The organism is Sphingobacterium cellulitidis (assembly GCF_043187465.1).
GTDB lineage: Bacteria > Bacteroidota > Bacteroidia > Sphingobacteriales > Sphingobacteriaceae > Sphingobacterium > Sphingobacterium cellulitidis.
Genome location: NZ_CP171136.1, coordinates 4,044,163 through 4,060,171, shown reverse-complemented (window position 1 = coordinate 4,060,171; position 16,009 = coordinate 4,044,163). Strand labels below are relative to the sequence as shown.

Here is a 16,009-nt window from a genome sequence, read left to right as displayed (position 1 = left end):
AAACCAAATATAGGCTTATATTTTAGTTGAGGTATCCTGTACTGTCCTGAATAATAAAATTTTTACATTCAAGCTCTTACTATACTAATTCAATTACCAGATTTAACACTGATTGTCAACGATATTATTACAATATGTCCATTTAATCCGATAATTTTATCCCATCATAAACAAACAAGTATGCCAATCCAACAAACTTGTTTGCTCTGCCAGTAAAACATTATTAACCAACCAATCTTTATGAAAAATATAGCTGAAATTATTTTTTGGTAGCTCCTATCTGATATTAATAATTAGTATGGGAGTTGCAATGATAATAAAATCAAGAAATCGAAAATTAGTCCTCTTGTTTGGAATTATGGCATTAGTTCTAGGAATTGGTGATTCATTTCATTTGATTCCTAGAATTTATGCCTTAAGTACAGATGGTCTTCAAAACCATAAACAACTACTGAGTATAGGTACATTCGTTGCCTCGATCTCAATGACGGTTTTTTATGTAATTCTATTTCATATTGCAAAAATCAGGTACTCATTCCAAGGAAAACAATTAGCCTTCTGGATTTATATCTTGGCAGCACTAAGGATTCTTCTTTGTTTATGCCCAGAAAATGGATGGCTGGATGAAAACCCGTCATATGAATGGGAGATTTATCGAAATATTCCTTTTTGAATACTAGGAATATTGATGATAATATTATTTGGTCAAGAAGCTAAAAGGTCTAACGATGTGGAATTTCGTTGGATGTGGCTAGCAATTACTTTAAGCTTTGCATTTTATTTGCCGGTCGTAATATGGTCGCGCTTCTATCCACAAATCGGATTTTTGATGATACCTAAAACTCTTGCTTATGTTTGGATTGTTTGGATGGGATTTAGATTGATTAAATCTGAAAAAGAAGTATAAATAAAAAGGGATTCGTTATTGAATCCCTTCTCATCTTATTAATAATAGGTATATCTCCTAACACCGGCGATATGTCTCGCTAATCGCATGACTTGGTGGGAATACCCGTATTCATTATCATACCATACATAAATAATTGCGGTTTTACCATCATCGGAAACAATATTGGCTGGTGAATCAATAACCGAGGCTGCCGAAGTTCCGATAATATCCGAAGATACCAATTCGGAGTTATTTGTATAAGCTATCTGTTCAACCAGATCCCCATTTAATGCTGCGGTCTTCAAGATATTATTTAAATCATTCAATGTAGTCTTTTTCTTTAATTCTACATTCAATATTGCTAAAGAACCATTTGGAACTGGCACGCGAATGGCATTGGAGGTCAGCTTTCCAGCTAATGATGGCAATACTTTGGCAACAGCAGAACCAGCTCCCGTTTCAGTTATTACCATATTCAAAGCCGCTGCACGTCCTCTTCTGGATTTCTTATGCATATTGTCTACCAAATTCTGATCATTCGTATAGGAGTGGATAGTTTCTATATGTCCTTTCTCAATTCCCAATTCTTTTTCCAATATGGCTAAAACTGGTGATATTGCATTGGTGGTACAGGAGGCCGCTGAAAAAATATTGTCCTTTTTAGGGTCAGCATCTAATTCATTTACTCCATAAACTATATTAGGAACTCCCTTTCCTGGAGCTGTTAATAATACCATCGTTGCTCCCTTTGAACTCAAATGTCTTGAAAGCTCCTTGTCATCTCTAAAAGCACCAGTATTATCAATAACTAATGCATCTTCAATACCATACTTGCTGTAATCAATTTCCTCAGGGCCTTTCGCAGAAATTACATAAACAGGAATTCCATTGATAATTAATGCATCATGCTCGGTATCTACTAAGACTTCACCATCAAAATTTCCATGTATCGAATCTTGTCTCAATAAACTTGCTCTTTTCTTCAATGATTTTTCATCAACCAAGTCACGGGTGACAATCGCTCTTAATCTCAGCTGTTTCCCCGCACCAACCTTGCTGACAAGTTCTCGAGCTAATAACCTTCCAATCCTACCAAAACCATATAGAACAACATCTTTCGGTAAGAACGTTAAATGCTCCTTTCCAGGCTCTAATTCTTTCTGAACAAATTCTTGAATGTTTACAGCCTTAATTCCTTCATTACGGATATTCAAAGCTAATTTACCAATGTCAAGCCTAGATGGTTTCAAATCTAATGCATGAATGGCCTCTGCAACAAGCAAGGTCTCCTGAATGGTTAATTCAATACCCGCATATTCCTTCGACTGCTGATGTAAATTTAAAATAAAACTAACTCTGCGATCAATTAATTGATTCCTAAATAGCACAAGCTCAATCGATTGGTTGAACCATAAATCGCTAATCAGCTGGATAAGCTTAACGCAAGCATTTTGGTTTGATTTGTAACTTTTGATTTGGTCCTCAAAAGTAGAAGTGTGTATCATAATTATTGATTGTAGAAATTTGATGCAAACTTAGAGCTTTTGTATTGCTAAAAAAATAAAAATTGAAAATTTGATAAAACACGCTGCTAATTTTGGGACTGAATTTTTATAATAATAATTCTTTAGCTGTATTGTTGATAATTTATCAAACGTTTAAAGAGTGCTAAACGCTTTTTGCTGATTTTTATCCCAATTTCTTATTCTACAATAAATAAATCGGCAGCAATCTGATCTGCCAATAATTTCCCTGAGGGGCTCAAAGTAATTATGCCTTCGTCTGAAATTAGGACCTCTTTGTTATAAACATATTGTTCAATTGTTTTTAGGATGCTGTTTAAGTAATCATCCCCAAACTCTTGTAGAACATATTTCTTGTCAACTCCCCATTTGGTTCTTAAGGAAGTCATGACATATTCATTAAATCGATCGTTTTTACTTAGAAGCTCTGTTTTTAATGCTAACTCCTTTAAAAGTATACCCTTTATATACAAGGCATTATTTGCAATATTCCACGATCTCGAAGCTCCATTGAATGAATGTGCAGATGGTCCAATGCCTAAGTAGGATTTACCTTTCCAATAATTGCTATTATGCCTCGCATATCTGCCTGGTTTAGCAAAATTTGAAATTTCATAATGTTCATATCCTGATGATGTAAGAGTATCTATCAGCATGAGCATTTGTTCAGCACTTTGATCCTCATTAAGGGCTGCGGTTTTTCCTGTATTGATGAGATGAGCTAATGCTGTTTTCTTTTCAACTGTCATCGAATAAGATGAGATATGCGGAACCTCCAAATTGATCAATTCCTGCATATTTGATCTCCATTTATTATTGGTCAATAAAGGGTAGCCATAAATTAAATCACATGTAATGTTTTCAAAACCCGCATCTTGAACTCGCATAATAGAAGATTTAGCCTCCTCCGAATTATGTGCTCGATTCATCCATTTCAAATCCTCTTCGTAAAAAGATTGAATACCAATACTAAATCTGTTAATCTCAGTACCCCTTAATTCCTGAACCTTTTTTCTATCTAAATCATCTGGGTTAGCCTCTAAGGTAATTTCCGCATCTGAACTTATTTCAAAGTATTTGGCAACTTGCCCAATCAAAGAGTCTATTTCCTTCGCCTGAAGAATGGATGGAGTTCCACCACCAAAGTAAAGTGATTCTACCTTCTTGTTTTCAAGGTAAGATGCCCGAAGTTCAATCTCCGAAAGCATAGCCTGGAGCAACTCCTCCTTGTACTTTAAGGAAGTACTAAAGTGAAAGTCGCAATAGTGACATGCTTGTTTGCAAAATGGAATATGAAAGTAGAACATGGGTGCCCGTTCAGTTTGTTAAGAGGCAAAGATATAGATTTCTGTTTAATGCTTGTTGTATTCTTCATCGGTAACAGGTTTTAACCACACGGCACCACCAATATTTGTGTTAGTTCCGATAGCGATGTGTGTCATCGTATCGGTTGGAGTTGCACCATGCCAATGTTCAATATTTGGTGGACATTTTACAACTTCGCCTGTTTCAATAAATTCTACTGGCTTTCCTTTCTCTTGATACAAACCACGACCAGCTGTAACCAATAATATTTGTCCACCTTTGTGATAATGCCAGTTTGTTCGAGCATCTGGAGCAAATGTCACAGAACCAATATTTACGTTATGAACACTATCCGTCTCTGCTAAGTAATTCAACCAAACTGTCCCTGTGAAATTGCTATTAGTAACCAAATCTCCTTTTTCAAAGGGTGCTTTTTGTACTGTTTGTGAATCCATCTTTTGATTACATGACAGCACTAACCCACACAAACCCAGCATTATTGTTTTTATCTTCGAATTCATCATCTAAGTTCTATTTATTTAATACTTCTGTTAATACTTTTGCAGCATCCGTTGCTCGCTCTACACCTTGGGCGTCTTTAATTATTTGCAAAAATTGCTGTAATTGCTCGGAACTACAGCCCAAATTAACACAAATGCTCAGATGCGATTTTAGCATGGGTTCTACTTTGCCTATACTAGCTAATACCGAAATAGTCACCAATTCACGCTCCGAATAATTCAATAAATCACGTTCGAATAGATCCGCAAATAGATGTTCTTTCAGAAAAATTTCTATAGTTGGCGCAAATGCAGCATAACCTGTTTTCACGTCATTCTCTTTCACGCCAGTAAGTTGTTGTAAAATAGCTTTTCCGCGATCGTATTTGGTCTTTTCTGTCGAAATAGATGAAGCATCGCTCCCTACTTCATCCTTTATCCCATTTTTTTGACGTTCATCCACAACAGTTATTAACGTTTGCAAGCCGCGAATACTTCGCGGAAAACCCGCATAAGCATGTAAATGGATCAAACTTTCCTTCACCTTATTAATCGTCAATCCAGCATCCAAACCTCTGTGTAGTTCATCACGTAATTTATCCAGCTCACCAACCGCGGCTTGTGATGAAATCCGAATAAGCGCTTCATGTTCCTTGGTTAAAGCTGTATGATTCTCTTTAGATTGTGCATTAGTGGTTTGTATTGTGAGACAAAAACAAAGAACTAAAACCGATAGCAAGTTATTTACCATATCTATTTAATTTGGCGTCATTGTCTTGGTGAATGAAAGCGAAAGAAGTTCCCATTTATCATTCTCATTCACATAAACTTCGGTTACGATGAAGGGGTTTGTTACTTCATTCCCGCCTACAACTGCAAGTAAATCTATCCTATTTAATAATACGGCTGTATTGTTTACGATCTCCACGGATACATCATGTACAATCGCTTTTTTATACCAGATACCACCGCTTTTAATCACCGCCAATTCTCTTTCTTTGCCCCAAGATCCACCCATATGTACATAAACAGATTTCTCATGAAATAAACTATCCAAAACATCTACATTTTTATCGGCCATCCATTGCCATTTATTTTTTGACAAGGTGATAATTTCCTGTTCAACAGCTTTTTCTTGAGCAAACGTGCATGAAATATTCCACGTAAGAAACAATCCGACCACAAAACATTTAACAAAAATCTTCATATCTAATTATTTTAAAGTATCACCATAAAAACTAACCAACTTATCCACCGCTTGCTTGACATAGACTTCTTTCCAATAGGTCTCTATATGTGAAGCACCTTCTAACACAAAAAACTCTTTATGCAGCATACTGATAGCATTAGAATATACTTCGTCGCTCATGTATTTGGTATCTGCTTTGCTTCCCACAATCATTAGCAAAGGTCGAGTTATTAAATCCATATTCGTATTAGCATCAAAGGTCATTAAATCTATCAAACTACTTTCGGTGTATTTAAACGTAGAATTGGGATGTGCATGTGTACGGTAATAATAAGCATAACCTTCACGATACAAATCGGTAGAAATTTTTTCGATTTCCTCATCCGTAGGATTTGCAGTTCCCAAATAGGAAACTTCGCCAGTTAAAATTTCCTGCTGACGCGCTTGAGACGCCTTAACCAAACGCTCTTGAACAGTCTTTACATCCCTATCCAAAAAACCATTGCGACGAACGCGCCCCGAATTAAACATACTCAACGTAGCTATGGATTGAAAACGCTTATCACCTTGCGCAGCCTTGAGGGCATAGCCACCTCCACCACATATTCCTAACAAACCAATTTTATCAGTATCGACACCTGGGAATTTGGAAATAAAATCTGCCATTCCATGAATATCTTCAATACGATTTGATGGCTTATCTACATTTCGTGGCAATCCACCTGAAGCGCCCTGATACGCTGCATCTGCCACAATCGTAATATAGCCCTGCTCCGCTAAACGTTGTGCGTACATCCCCGAAACTTGCTCTTTTACACCTCCGTTAGGATGAGCAATGACGATAGCGGCATGCTTTTTTGAATTATTATATCCTGCGGGCGTGTACACATTTGCAGCGATATTAATTCCATTCAACGAATAATTAACAGAATGAATTTGAACTGTACCATCCATATTTTTTGTAATAGCTCCTTTGTAGACTAAGCCGAAAGGATTTTCTGGTTTTTTTTGACCAAAACTTAGTAAGCTAATAGTCAATCCAACACCTGCCATAACTATTTTCAGTGAAATTATCATATTCATCTTACTTGTCTAAACCTTTACTTTTTAACCAATCTGAAAGCGCTTCTGCGACCTCCACGTTATTCAAATCTGAAAATGGAAAATGCGTATTTCCTTTTATTCCAATTTCTGGAAGATGTACCACGGTCGCATCGCCACCATACTTGTTAATCACTTCTGCCCACTTTAGAGCCATTTCTAATCCTGATCGCCAATGATCTTTATTCCAAATATCAGTTGGTGCATCAGCGATGTTATCTCCGTAATAAATGACAATAGGAATTTTAGTGAGCTTAAGAAAATCTTCCAAAGGAATAGCTTGCCCTTTTAAAGCGCCGAATAATCCAGTAGAAGAAATGGGCGTAGGCACTTCACCTTCTGGAAATAAAAAACTACTATACGGTTCGTAAGCCACAATCGCTTTCACATTGGTATTTAGGATGGCTGTCATCCAGCCTGGTCCGCCGCCTTGTGAATGGGTAACCAAAATACCACTCCCTATTCTGTCAAATAAACCTGAAATCGCATCAGAAATGACCTTCGCATCAAATGCACCTGTATTCGGAGTCATCTGTCTATAAAACTGTGCTAAGGATTGTTCATCACGCGGAAATTGAACATTCTCAAAATAGTTAGGATAGTTACCAATCCTAAATTGTGTGAACCAAAATTGTTCGTCGGCTGTAGTCGAAATAGCCGATGCTACTGTTGTCCGTCCTGCGGCAGCTCTTCGAGGCTGGTCAAGCAAGTAGACTGGATATTTTTTTCGCAAGAATATATTTTGAAATCCTTCACGTCCATCCGGTGTGGATTCCCACGTTTTTTTGGACTGCCCTGCACCATGTAAAAAAACGAGAGGCAATTTCTTGCTTTTATCTGGAACTTGATAAAAGACATAAGCATGATCTCCATGCAAAGTTTGCCCTTCGGGTTTCAGCGCATCTTGCACATTAAAAGTTCCTGGATTTGTGATCTTAATCCCACCAACAGCAAAACTTCCTTGCTCAACAATGACCAATGGCTTTATCTTCTTCTGCTGCGCAATAGTATTTTCAGTTGTCATCATTCCTAATAAAATGGTACTCAGACAAATTATCATTCCATTTCTCATATTCCTTTGTATTACGTCATTATCCTTACTAGAATAAACAACAATTCATTTCATCTTTGTGTTCATCAAATATCTGAAATCATAATTCCTCATACGTATATGTATTACAGAATATGCTACCATAATCACTTATTTATATATTTTTTAAAAAGGAGGACTTCTAATTACTTATTTTTGAGTAGATAACAGCAGAAACTATGAGCAATAAATTTATCTTCAACACAGTACATGAATATAATGTTTTCAATAATCATGAAACGTTACACCCTCTTGTTTCAGTAATAGATTTTTCTAAAGCTCATAAACGGACAGGTTCCAAAATGACATTTGGACTTTATTGTATTTTCCTTAAAAACGTGCATTGTGGTGATTTAAAATATGGGTGTAATACCTATGATTATGAAGACGGAACACTTGTTTTTATTTCACCAGGACAAGTTATCGACGTTGAAAACAAAGTTGATATTTATCAGCCTAAGGGACACGGGCTTATTTTTCATCCTAATCTTATCAAAGGCACTTCGCTCAACAATATGATCGAAGATTATCACTTTTTTCGATACAATACAAATGAAGCATTGCACTTATCAAGGAATGAACGGAATATCATAATGGACTGTTTCAAAAAGATTCAATACGAATTGAACCATGCTATTGATAAACATAGTAAGAAGTTAATTGCTTCCAACATTGAACTTTTTTTAAATTATTGTGAACGCTTCTATGATAGACAATTTATTACCAGAGAGTCTGCTAATAAAGGAGTTTTGGAAAAATTTGAACAGGTGTTGAATGCCTATTTCTCCTCAGAAAAACCAACTACGCTAGGATTGCCGACAGTTTCCAACATGGCAGAATCACTCAATTTATCGGCAAACTATTTTGGAGACTTGATAAAAAAAGAAACTGGTAAAACAGCACAGGAATACATTCAATTAAAAACAATTGATATCGCGAAGTCTAAAATCTTTGAAACCGACAAAACCATTAATGAAATCGCTTATGAATTAGGATTCAAATATCCGCAGCATTTTAGTCGATTATTTAAAAATAAAGAGGGAATCACGCCATTACAATTTAGAACATTGAATTCTAATTAAGTAGTTCTAAATATATAAATTGGATTATAAATTTTCAGGAATTTATAATCCAATTGTCAAAAACCAACTAGAAATCAATGTTTTTCATTTGTTAGTTTTGGTTTGTAACTTACTGATTTTTAAAGCAATTAAACATACTGGGTGCCCGTTCAGTTTTGAAAAAGTAAAGTTAAGGAATTAAGTATAAAAAGATATTTATATAGAATTATTAAAACCTTTATGTATATCTTTTAACGTGTCTACAACACTTTCAATAGTTGAATCATCATTTGATGGATTAACCATTAATCGTACAAATGCACTATTTTCACCCTCTTGTATATGCTTTTCTAAAATGTTATTAAGTCTTATTACTAAACCCACGTTGCTATTTCCAATTTTTCTCATTTCTCTCCCTAATACAATAGGCCCAATACTTTCGAAAACGATACCTTTTGTTTCATCAAATAAATCGTTATGATGTTCATATATCATTTCATCATTTAATGTAAAAAAATGGACAACCAGATTCGAGATATCAGTAGCATCTTTTTGACGCTGTTCTGGTCTATCATCGTAAGCAATGAACTTGAGTAAGGCTATTGCAGGTAATGTTGCTACTTTGAATGAATGTCCAGTCTCAAAATCTACATCTTCTATCCCATTATTATATACATCTATTAATCCATCTACACGAATACTGGTCATGCCTTGTCCTTTAACAGTGACACTTCCATCATCTTCAATTTCACCAAATGGTAATATGTCCACTTGCGTACCATCTGGGGCAATTAGAACAAATGCATTACCTCTAAATATATGGTGTGAATTTTTCTGTATCTATTAGATACTCTCTGATCCGCTGGTATTCATCTTGATTACTCACCAATACAGCATAATCAACATCTTTTGTTGTTCTAAAACTTAAGTTACCTTTTTCGTACCATATCTGTCTAGCTAATGCACCTATTAAGTAAAAGTCTATATTTAATTGATTAAAGCTGCGCTCCAATACATCAAATATATGTTTAAGTTCTCCGTGTCTCATATTAGTAAAAATCAGTTTTTAAATAACTGTTAAAAATAAAATCTGCAACCTCTATATTTCTTGGATCTTGACTAAGGATTAAATCAGCATAAATTAATATTGGCGGAGCACAGTTTTTCTCTAAACTATCCGCTTCTTGCCAAAAATGCTGTATGATTTCAATATCTCCTTTAGAGTCCGGTACAAGCATCATTTTTGTCATAAGCTCCATCTTCGATAAATTGGTGTAAAGTATTTTTATTTCGGGTTCAATATAATTTGATATTATGTTCGCACCAGCTTCTCCTCCCCAAACATCACCAGGCGCAAGTTGTTGCTCTTTCCAATACTTGTTACTTTTTAAAAATCGATATCGCCCTACCTTTAGTTTTGGTTTTAAGGTCTCACCATAGCCTGTGATCCAGCGGTCTAGTAGCTCTCGTTTACGAGTTATTATATATTTATTTCTATTTTTGGCGATTAGATAACCGGCTTCTTGTAAGTTATTTATAACTAAAGGAACGTTGCCTAATGCTACATTTGCTCGATGAGCAATTTCCCTATAAGACAAATTTAAAGCATTCTTTTCAGTAAGCAATAAAAACACTATTTTCAGTCCTGTAGGAGTAAATGCTCTGTTAGGTTTTTCTTTTTCCACTGTTGGTATTTTGTTTCCCTCAATAAAAATATAGTAGTTCTCATTGCGGAAATAGAAATTTCCAGCTATATCTAAATACGCTATATTCTCATTTCTTAGCATTTCCTTAGCTTTAGGGAAAATATTTTTCGCCAAAAGCAAAAACATATCATTTACGTAAGCTCGAGTTCTAATTCGCTCTAAATGTGTATGGCGGATTTCGTTCTTAACGTCCGTTTTAAATTTAATTCGATTTTCGCCTAAAGTAATTGTCAATATTCCATTTATCTCTGTATTATCAGTATGTTCCCACTCTCCATGTATACCCGCTACATTTTCGAGATTGTTCAATGCTTTATTTACCGTCGTGATTTCCTGTTGAGTCACCATTTGTTCATTTTTTTAAACTGTTCACGTTACGTGAACAAACGAATTTAGTGAACATTGTTTAATAATCAAAGAGATATTATAATAATTAATAAAAAAATTGAATTAAATATATAAAAGTGTACCTAGTACATTGTAAAACAAATAATGGTTCTATTCTCCGGATATTATCTAGCGTTATATAATCCAAATGTCAAAAAACACAGATAAATCTATGTTTTCCATTTGTTACTTTAAAAATGCAACTATCTGATTTTTAAAGCAATTAAACATTCTGGGAACCGTTTTGAAAAGGCAAAGTTAAGGAATTAAGCATAAACGGTAATTAAAAAAAGAATTGATTCCTTTGATGTGATATTCCTAACTTCTTTAGACGATGTAATAATTTTAGGTGAGGCGTCCCGAAAAAAAATTGGACGACACTTTTAAAAAATCATCTTTGAGCATCTTGCGGAATCCAACAACCAGTTCGTTGGTTATTCTTTTAGCTACTTTCCTGCTTTCTATGCCTAAATTATATAATTCAGCCATTCCTAAGTTTTGTTCACTTTTCTATATTATGTTATTTCGGATATTCATTTAATTAAAAAATTATGAACAAGCGATTTAATATTACTATCCTATTCTTCCTTGCAGCATTGTTTGCCAGTCTTTTATCTTGTAAAAAAGAATCAAAGAACCCCGATTCAGAAACAGAATCAGGCTTTGAAGAATATGCTGGAACTGAAGTCTATGTTGCGGGGGATTTGAAGACTGATTCACCGGTGTTATGGAAAAATGGTATACCGAAATATATTTTAGATAACGGCAAACTTGGAATGGCTAACCATATTATTGGTTATGGAAATGATATCTATATCGCCGGAATGACCCAGGAATTTACCGATGCTAACCCTTCCAATTTTAGGTCTGCAATGTATTGGAAAAATGAGGAGAAAATCCTCGTCGATAAATCAAATGATACCGAGTTGGAACAGATCCATAGAGCCGAAAGTGGAGATATATACCTATATGGATATAGTTATGGCGTTGACCCAACATGGGATAGTATCTGGAAAAATGGAAAACCATATAAATTGGAACCCGTGGGGTCTCGATGGGGGATGGGTAATATGCTGACCATTGGAAATGATTTTTATGTGGCAGGAAGTGCTTTGGCAAATAATAAATGGAATGGAATTGTATGGAAAAATGGTAAGCTCTTTAAACGTTTTTCTTATAATTCATCGGTAGATATTGCAACTAATGGAACCGACTTGTTTTATTATGTCTATGCTACAGAAGATCCTCAAACAAAAAAGAAAAGTTTTAAAGTTTATAAAAATTCAAGCCTATTTTACAGTATTAATTTTGCGGAAAATGAATGGAGCTTTGCTGGAAATAGAAAAATATTTCATGAAGGGAATAATAGCTATGTCGCATGGATAACCAGTACAAATAATAATACGGAATTAAATAATGTCAAAGTTTGGAAAAACGGAAACCAAATGAATATCAATATCAGAAATGTTTACACTGCAACAGCTTTGTTTGTGAAAGGAAATGATGTCTATTTGGCTACTCTAAAGGAAGATCCTGACTTTGATCTTAAACCTGAACTCTATAAAAATAATAAACTTATGCCAATGGACTACGAAAATAATAATAGAGCGAGATTCAATTCTATCTATGTGAAATAATTTAATTAACTCTAACCTAAGCAGTAAAACTATACGAGTTATTGCTGAAATATTCTTGTTCTTTTATTCCTATTTCTGGCCCTCGTTGTAGAAAATATATAATCCATCTTTTCCAGCGACAATAACATCCTTCCTTCCGGTATTCCGAAGGTCGGTTACAGAAAAATATATCCCTGCCCCTTTACCTTCATCCAAGGGGCCATAGCTTATTATATTTTTCGTAAAAGACTCTCCGTTCCATTTGAAATAATACAAACCCACTGGGTCATTCGCCCCAGGATCCTTTCCGTTATGAGCTCTATATCGCTTGCCCGTAACTAGCTCTTGTTCTCCATCAGCATCGATATCAACCCATTCCATAGTATGATATTGAGAATTGTTCAAATCTATGGGATGTTCTATCCACTCCCGTTTGCCTTGTGATGAAACCTTCTGTTCATACCAATGCAGCCCATAGGAATGCCCTTGCCCAACAATAAGATCGTTTTTCCCATCCTTATTGATATCGAAAACCAAAACTGGAATACTTGCATCTCCAAAATCAAATTCCTGATGTAAAATCCACTTCCCTTTTGCGTCTGAGGGAGCTTCCAACCAACCGTTGTTGACAATGATATCCATTCTTTTATCACCATTCACATCTCCAAAACCCATTCCATGACCTTGAGTTGCTGCTACATCTACCTTATCAAACTTCCCTGTTCCTTTGCCATTGCCATCCAAGACCAATTTATAGTACTTTAGGGGATGGCCTGGATTGTTTGGAATAATTTCTAGATGACCATCGCCATCCAAGTCAAATGCTCTGGCAGTTTCAATATTGCCCGTTGAATCAATACTATGTTTCTTCCAAGCACCATTGTCCCCAGGATTTTCCATCCAAAATAGCGTTCCAGCAAACCATCCGCCTGTTATATAATCCATCTTTCCGTCTCCATTGACATCCATCGGTATATGCATGAACTCGTCCCAGTATTCATCAACTCGCTTTACTTCTGCAATAAAATGTCTTTGAACATAGTCGGGACCTTCATACCAAAAAGCTCCAGAAACCAAGTCAGGCTTTCCATCCCCATTTACATCAAATACCCCTACAGATTCATAGGTCTCCGATGAAACTTTTACCTTCTTAAAGTGAACTGGACCAATGAATTTAGCTTGTTTCTGGTCCTGGCCAGAAGCGGAATAGGTTATCCCTAAGCTAATTAAAAGCAAAATGGTTAGACGCATAGTTCAAGTTAATAAACTCCTTTAGTTTATCCATCATGTGGTGTCATGTGCCCAAAAATTGATAAGTTCTGGATTCAATAGAATGCCCACAATGTTCTTTTGGTATAAAAATTGAGTATTCTTTCCTGAGACCAACTATAAATTTTATTTAAAAAAAACTACTATGAAACACAAATTAATTATTTCCTTTGGTATGGGTCTGGTATTAGCAACTTCTTGCTCTAATTCCAATAAGGAAAATACCAGCCAAAATGATACCGATACAATTGTAGAAGTTGTACCCGAAACTAAATTAATTGTAGAAGAAGTCGAAAAAACTGATTCTGCCAAACCTGAAACCCACGTTATTGCTACTAAACAAGTAAATGATGGTACTTTGAACGTAACTAAAGTAAGTGTCGTTGGCAGTATTTTGAATGTGGAATTAATCTTAGATAATTCCGAGAAAAACGCCATAAATATTAATTTCCCTCCCTCAACAATTTATTATATAGATGATGCAACAGCAAAGAAAAACAGCCTTCTGAAAGATGATGCCGGTCAATTTATGATTACTCCAACTAAAGCAGACGGTCAAAAATTATGGTATCTCGGATCGGATAAAATCGTTTTGATAAGTTTAAAATTTGCTGTCCCTGCTCCCGATTCAAAAACTATTAGCTTAACGCTAGGAGATTACGGAAGTTTTGACGCATTACCAATTACCAGATAGTATGAGGAAAATAGGTTTATGGAATGGACTCGCTCTAGTAATTCTGCTCGGAGCCTGTAATAATGATGGGAATAAAAAAAATGTTCAGCAGACTTCTGAAACTTTATCAACCAGTGACTCTGTCCAAATAACAGAAAAGTCGCCGGATTCTTTGTCTCAAGAACACAAAACCGTCAGCGTTGAAAGTAACACATTAACTACTACTGGTAGTAATTTATCTGCTGACCAAAGTAACCTTAATGTGGATGTGCAACTGGGAGCTGACCAATTGTTCGATTTCAATAAATCAACATTAAAACCTGAAGCCGAGCAAGTGTTAGGTAAATTAGCCGCAAATCTGGAAGCAATGGGAGGGGAGCCCGTGAAAATTACTGGACATACCGATTCTAAAGGGGAGGATAGCTACAATAAAAAACTATCCTTAGAACGGGCAAATTCCGTAAAAGACTGGCTGCTTAAACACGGTTTGGAAAATAAGTTTATTACGGAAGGTAAGGGTGAAGATGAACCGATTGCTGAGAATACCACAGCTGATGGTAAAGATTCTGAAGAAGGTAGAGCAAAAAATCGAAGAGTGGAAGTCAAATATCTTGGTACCCAAAGTATCAGTAAATAGAAATTATTATAAAATTAAAAGGTCGGAAAATCAATTTCCGACCTTACTCTAGATAATTTATTTGGTAATATTTTAACCACCAAGGTTTAGCCGTAATTACATCAGACCCAGAGTATTGACTTTGAATCGCTGCAGCAACATTGGTAGGATTTGTTAAATATTCCGATTGTGGATACATCCATCGGTATGCAACATGATTGGGATTGGTCTTTGCAAAACTTGGATATCCTGTTCTTAAATGACCATAATATGCTGACCATGCACCCTGATGAAAGGAACGAAGGTATTTCTGCATCAAGATTCTCTCAATCTTTTGATCCTTTGAACTTACAGTGGATAGTTTATTATTTTATTAGTTTATTTATGTTAAATAAATATAAAGTAAAAGTCGGTTTGTTTAATATTGTTTGTAAACTAAAAATCAGCTTTAATTATTTGTTTAAACAGGTTTTCTTGTGAGTGAAGAAGATTTTCTTTCTATTGAAATCATGGAACGGCTTTTGAAATATTTGTTAAAAATCAATCACATAAAACTATTTCACATGAAAAAATTATTATTTGCTGGAGCCATGCTACTATTTGGCTTAGGTGCCAATGCACAAATCGCTGGACAATTTAAAATTGGAGCCAATGTGGGTCTTCCGCTAGGAGATATTAAAGATGCAACTTCTTTCTCAGCAGGGGTAGATGCTGCTTATCTATGGAATATTAGCGATAAATTCCAAGCTGGTGCAACCGTAGGCTTTCAAAATTTCTTCCTGAAAAAAGAATGGAAAGATGAAGGCTTTTCTGATTTTAACTATATCCCTGTCGCAGCTTCTGGACAATATTCTATCGTACCTGAATTCTTTATCGGTGCCGACTTAGGATATGCCATTACTACCTCTGGTGGTGAAGATGGCGGTGGCTTTAAATACTTGCCAAAAGTAGGTTATCAACAATCAAAATGGGAAGTCTTCGCTGGTTATCGTGGAGTTTCTAATGATGCAAATTTTGGCGCTGCTAACTTAGGTTTTAACTTCAAATTCTAAATACTAAGATTAATTTAAGACAGCAATTTTAT

General features: G+C 35.4%; 17 protein-coding genes and 1 pseudogene. 6 read left to right on the top strand and 12 right to left on the bottom strand.

The window, feature by feature from the left end:
• Positions 1-358: 358 nt before the first annotated feature.
• Positions 359-673, top strand: coding sequence for a hypothetical protein (locus tag ACF3OC_RS17735; protein ID WP_318271469.1), 315 nt, complete (start codon positions 359-361; stop codon positions 671-673).
• A 272-nt stretch (positions 674-945) separates the two neighbouring features.
• Here ACF3OC_RS17735 and ACF3OC_RS17730 read toward each other — a convergent pair whose 3' ends face one another.
• The 7 genes from ACF3OC_RS17730 to ACF3OC_RS17700 all read right to left on the bottom strand — a co-directional run bounded on the left by ACF3OC_RS17730 (position 946) and on the right by ACF3OC_RS17700 (position 7,534).
• Entirely contained in the window at positions 946-2,394 is a 1,449-nt protein-coding gene (locus ACF3OC_RS17730; protein WP_094257292.1) for a glyceraldehyde-3-phosphate dehydrogenase, read from the bottom strand.
• Between the two features lie 197 nt (positions 2,395-2,591).
• Entirely contained in the window at positions 2,592-3,719 is a 1,128-nt protein-coding gene (hemW, locus tag ACF3OC_RS17725; RefSeq protein ID WP_094257291.1) for a radical SAM family heme chaperone HemW, read from the bottom strand.
• Between the two features lie 45 nt (positions 3,720-3,764).
• The gene (locus tag ACF3OC_RS17720; RefSeq protein WP_094257290.1) at positions 3,765-4,172 is read right to left on the bottom strand and encodes a cupin domain-containing protein; all 408 of its coding nucleotides are present in this window, start codon (positions 4,170-4,172) and stop codon (positions 3,765-3,767) included.
• Positions 4,173-4,248: 76 nt separating this feature from the next.
• Positions 4,249-4,968: a carboxymuconolactone decarboxylase family protein gene (locus tag ACF3OC_RS17715; RefSeq protein WP_094257289.1), complete on the bottom strand. Its 720-nt coding sequence runs from the start codon at positions 4,966-4,968 to the stop codon at positions 4,249-4,251.
• Positions 4,969-4,974: 6 nt separating this feature from the next.
• Entirely contained in the window at positions 4,975-5,424 is a 450-nt protein-coding gene (locus ACF3OC_RS17710) for a nuclear transport factor 2 family protein (RefSeq protein ID WP_094257288.1), read from the bottom strand.
• Between the two features lie 6 nt (positions 5,425-5,430).
• The gene (locus ACF3OC_RS17705; protein ID WP_094257287.1) at positions 5,431-6,489 is read right to left on the bottom strand and encodes an alpha/beta hydrolase; all 1,059 of its coding nucleotides are present in this window, start codon (positions 6,487-6,489) and stop codon (positions 5,431-5,433) included.
• 1 nt (position 6,490) lies between these two features.
• Positions 6,491-7,534: an alpha/beta fold hydrolase gene (locus ACF3OC_RS17700; RefSeq protein WP_318271468.1), complete on the bottom strand. Its 1,044-nt coding sequence runs from the start codon at positions 7,532-7,534 to the stop codon at positions 6,491-6,493.
• Positions 7,535-7,776: 242 nt separating this feature from the next.
• Between ACF3OC_RS17700 and ACF3OC_RS17695 the strand changes: the two genes are divergently transcribed.
• A complete protein-coding gene (locus ACF3OC_RS17695) occupies positions 7,777-8,679 on the top strand; it encodes a helix-turn-helix domain-containing protein (protein ID WP_392470217.1) in 903 nt (300 codons plus the stop codon).
• A gap of 195 nt (positions 8,680-8,874) precedes the next feature.
• On the opposite strand, the gene ACF3OC_RS17690 is transcribed toward ACF3OC_RS17695, so the two are convergent.
• From ACF3OC_RS17690 to ACF3OC_RS17680, 3 genes are read right to left on the bottom strand one after another with little or no spacing between them, the layout of a single operon-like run.
• On the bottom strand, positions 8,875-9,429 hold the full coding sequence (locus tag ACF3OC_RS17690) for a hypothetical protein (RefSeq protein ID WP_094257284.1): 555 nt from the start codon (positions 9,427-9,429) through the stop codon (positions 8,875-8,877).
• A 40-nt stretch (positions 9,430-9,469) separates the two neighbouring features.
• Complete coding sequence (locus ACF3OC_RS17685; protein WP_094257283.1) at positions 9,470-9,706, bottom strand: hypothetical protein; 237 nt, start codon at positions 9,704-9,706, stop codon at positions 9,470-9,472.
• A 1-nt stretch (position 9,707) separates the two neighbouring features.
• Positions 9,708-10,712 carry a type IV toxin-antitoxin system AbiEi family antitoxin gene (locus ACF3OC_RS17680; RefSeq protein WP_094257282.1) on the bottom strand — a complete coding sequence of 335 codons (1,005 nt, stop codon included), beginning with the start codon at positions 10,710-10,712 and terminating at the stop codon, positions 9,708-9,710.
• Between the two features lie 590 nt (positions 10,713-11,302).
• Here ACF3OC_RS17680 and ACF3OC_RS17675 point away from each other — a divergent pair.
• Positions 11,303-12,388 carry a hypothetical protein gene (locus ACF3OC_RS17675; RefSeq protein WP_094257281.1) on the top strand — a complete coding sequence of 362 codons (1,086 nt, stop codon included), beginning with the start codon at positions 11,303-11,305 and terminating at the stop codon, positions 12,386-12,388.
• Positions 12,389-12,457: 69 nt separating this feature from the next.
• On the opposite strand, the gene ACF3OC_RS17670 is transcribed toward ACF3OC_RS17675, so the two are convergent.
• Positions 12,458-13,618, bottom strand: a complete 1,161-nt coding sequence (locus tag ACF3OC_RS17670) for a VCBS repeat-containing protein (protein WP_094257280.1) — start codon at positions 13,616-13,618, stop codon at positions 12,458-12,460.
• 163 nt (positions 13,619-13,781) lie between these two features.
• Between ACF3OC_RS17670 and ACF3OC_RS17665 the strand changes: the two genes are divergently transcribed.
• Both ACF3OC_RS17665 and ACF3OC_RS17660 read left to right on the top strand, forming a co-directional pair.
• Positions 13,782-14,330, top strand: a complete 549-nt coding sequence (locus ACF3OC_RS17665) for a hypothetical protein (protein ID WP_094257279.1) — start codon at positions 13,782-13,784, stop codon at positions 14,328-14,330.
• A gap of 1 nt (position 14,331) precedes the next feature.
• Entirely contained in the window at positions 14,332-14,946 is a 615-nt protein-coding gene (locus ACF3OC_RS17660; protein ID WP_094257278.1) for an OmpA family protein, read from the top strand.
• 43 nt (positions 14,947-14,989) lie between these two features.
• Here the strand turns inward: ACF3OC_RS17660 and ACF3OC_RS17655 are convergent.
• A pseudogene (locus tag ACF3OC_RS17655) lies at positions 14,990-15,268 on the bottom strand (SusD/RagB family nutrient-binding outer membrane lipoprotein); the annotation flags it as partial.
• A 220-nt stretch (positions 15,269-15,488) separates the two neighbouring features.
• Here ACF3OC_RS17655 and ACF3OC_RS17650 point away from each other — a divergent pair.
• Positions 15,489-15,977 (top strand): hypothetical protein, encoded by a 489-nt coding sequence (locus ACF3OC_RS17650; RefSeq protein WP_094257481.1) that lies wholly within the window; start codon positions 15,489-15,491, stop codon positions 15,975-15,977.
• Positions 15,978-16,009 lie beyond the last annotated feature (32 nt).

Bases quoted from the DNA above. Each gene is read 5' to 3' on its own strand.
- ACF3OC_RS17660 (WP_094257278.1), top strand. From the start codon at position 14,332: ATGAGGAAAATAGGTTTATGGAATGGACTCGCTCTAGTAATTCTGCTC.
- ACF3OC_RS17650 (WP_094257481.1), top strand. From the start codon at position 15,489: ATGAAAAAATTATTATTTGCTGGAGCCATGCTACTATTTGGCTTAGGT.
- ACF3OC_RS17735 (WP_318271469.1), top strand. From the start codon at position 359: ATGGCATTAGTTCTAGGAATTGGTGATTCATTTCATTTGATTCCTAGA.
- ACF3OC_RS17730 (WP_094257292.1), bottom strand. From the start codon at position 2,394: ATGATACACACTTCTACTTTTGAGGACCAAATCAAAAGTTACAAATCA.
- ACF3OC_RS17670 (WP_094257280.1), bottom strand. From the start codon at position 13,618: ATGCGTCTAACCATTTTGCTTTTAATTAGCTTAGGGATAACCTATTCC.
- ACF3OC_RS17700 (WP_318271468.1), bottom strand. From the start codon at position 7,534: ATGATGACAACTGAAAATACTATTGCGCAGCAGAAGAAGATAAAGCCA.
- ACF3OC_RS17705 (WP_094257287.1), bottom strand. From the start codon at position 6,489: ATGAATATGATAATTTCACTGAAAATAGTTATGGCAGGTGTTGGATTG.
- ACF3OC_RS17680 (WP_094257282.1), bottom strand. From the start codon at position 10,712: ATGGTGACTCAACAGGAAATCACGACGGTAAATAAAGCATTGAACAAT.
- ACF3OC_RS17675 (WP_094257281.1), top strand. From the start codon at position 11,303: ATGAACAAGCGATTTAATATTACTATCCTATTCTTCCTTGCAGCATTG.
- ACF3OC_RS17710 (WP_094257288.1), bottom strand. From the start codon at position 5,424: ATGAAGATTTTTGTTAAATGTTTTGTGGTCGGATTGTTTCTTACGTGG.
- ACF3OC_RS17715 (WP_094257289.1), bottom strand. From the start codon at position 4,968: ATGGTAAATAACTTGCTATCGGTTTTAGTTCTTTGTTTTTGTCTCACA.
- ACF3OC_RS17685 (WP_094257283.1), bottom strand. From the start codon at position 9,706: ATGAGACACGGAGAACTTAAACATATATTTGATGTATTGGAGCGCAGC.
- ACF3OC_RS17695 (WP_392470217.1), top strand. From the start codon at position 7,777: ATGAGCAATAAATTTATCTTCAACACAGTACATGAATATAATGTTTTC.
- ACF3OC_RS17665 (WP_094257279.1), top strand. From the start codon at position 13,782: ATGAAACACAAATTAATTATTTCCTTTGGTATGGGTCTGGTATTAGCA.
- ACF3OC_RS17720 (WP_094257290.1), bottom strand. From the start codon at position 4,172: ATGGATTCACAAACAGTACAAAAAGCACCCTTTGAAAAAGGAGATTTG.
- hemW (WP_094257291.1), bottom strand. From the start codon at position 3,719: ATGTTCTACTTTCATATTCCATTTTGCAAACAAGCATGTCACTATTGC.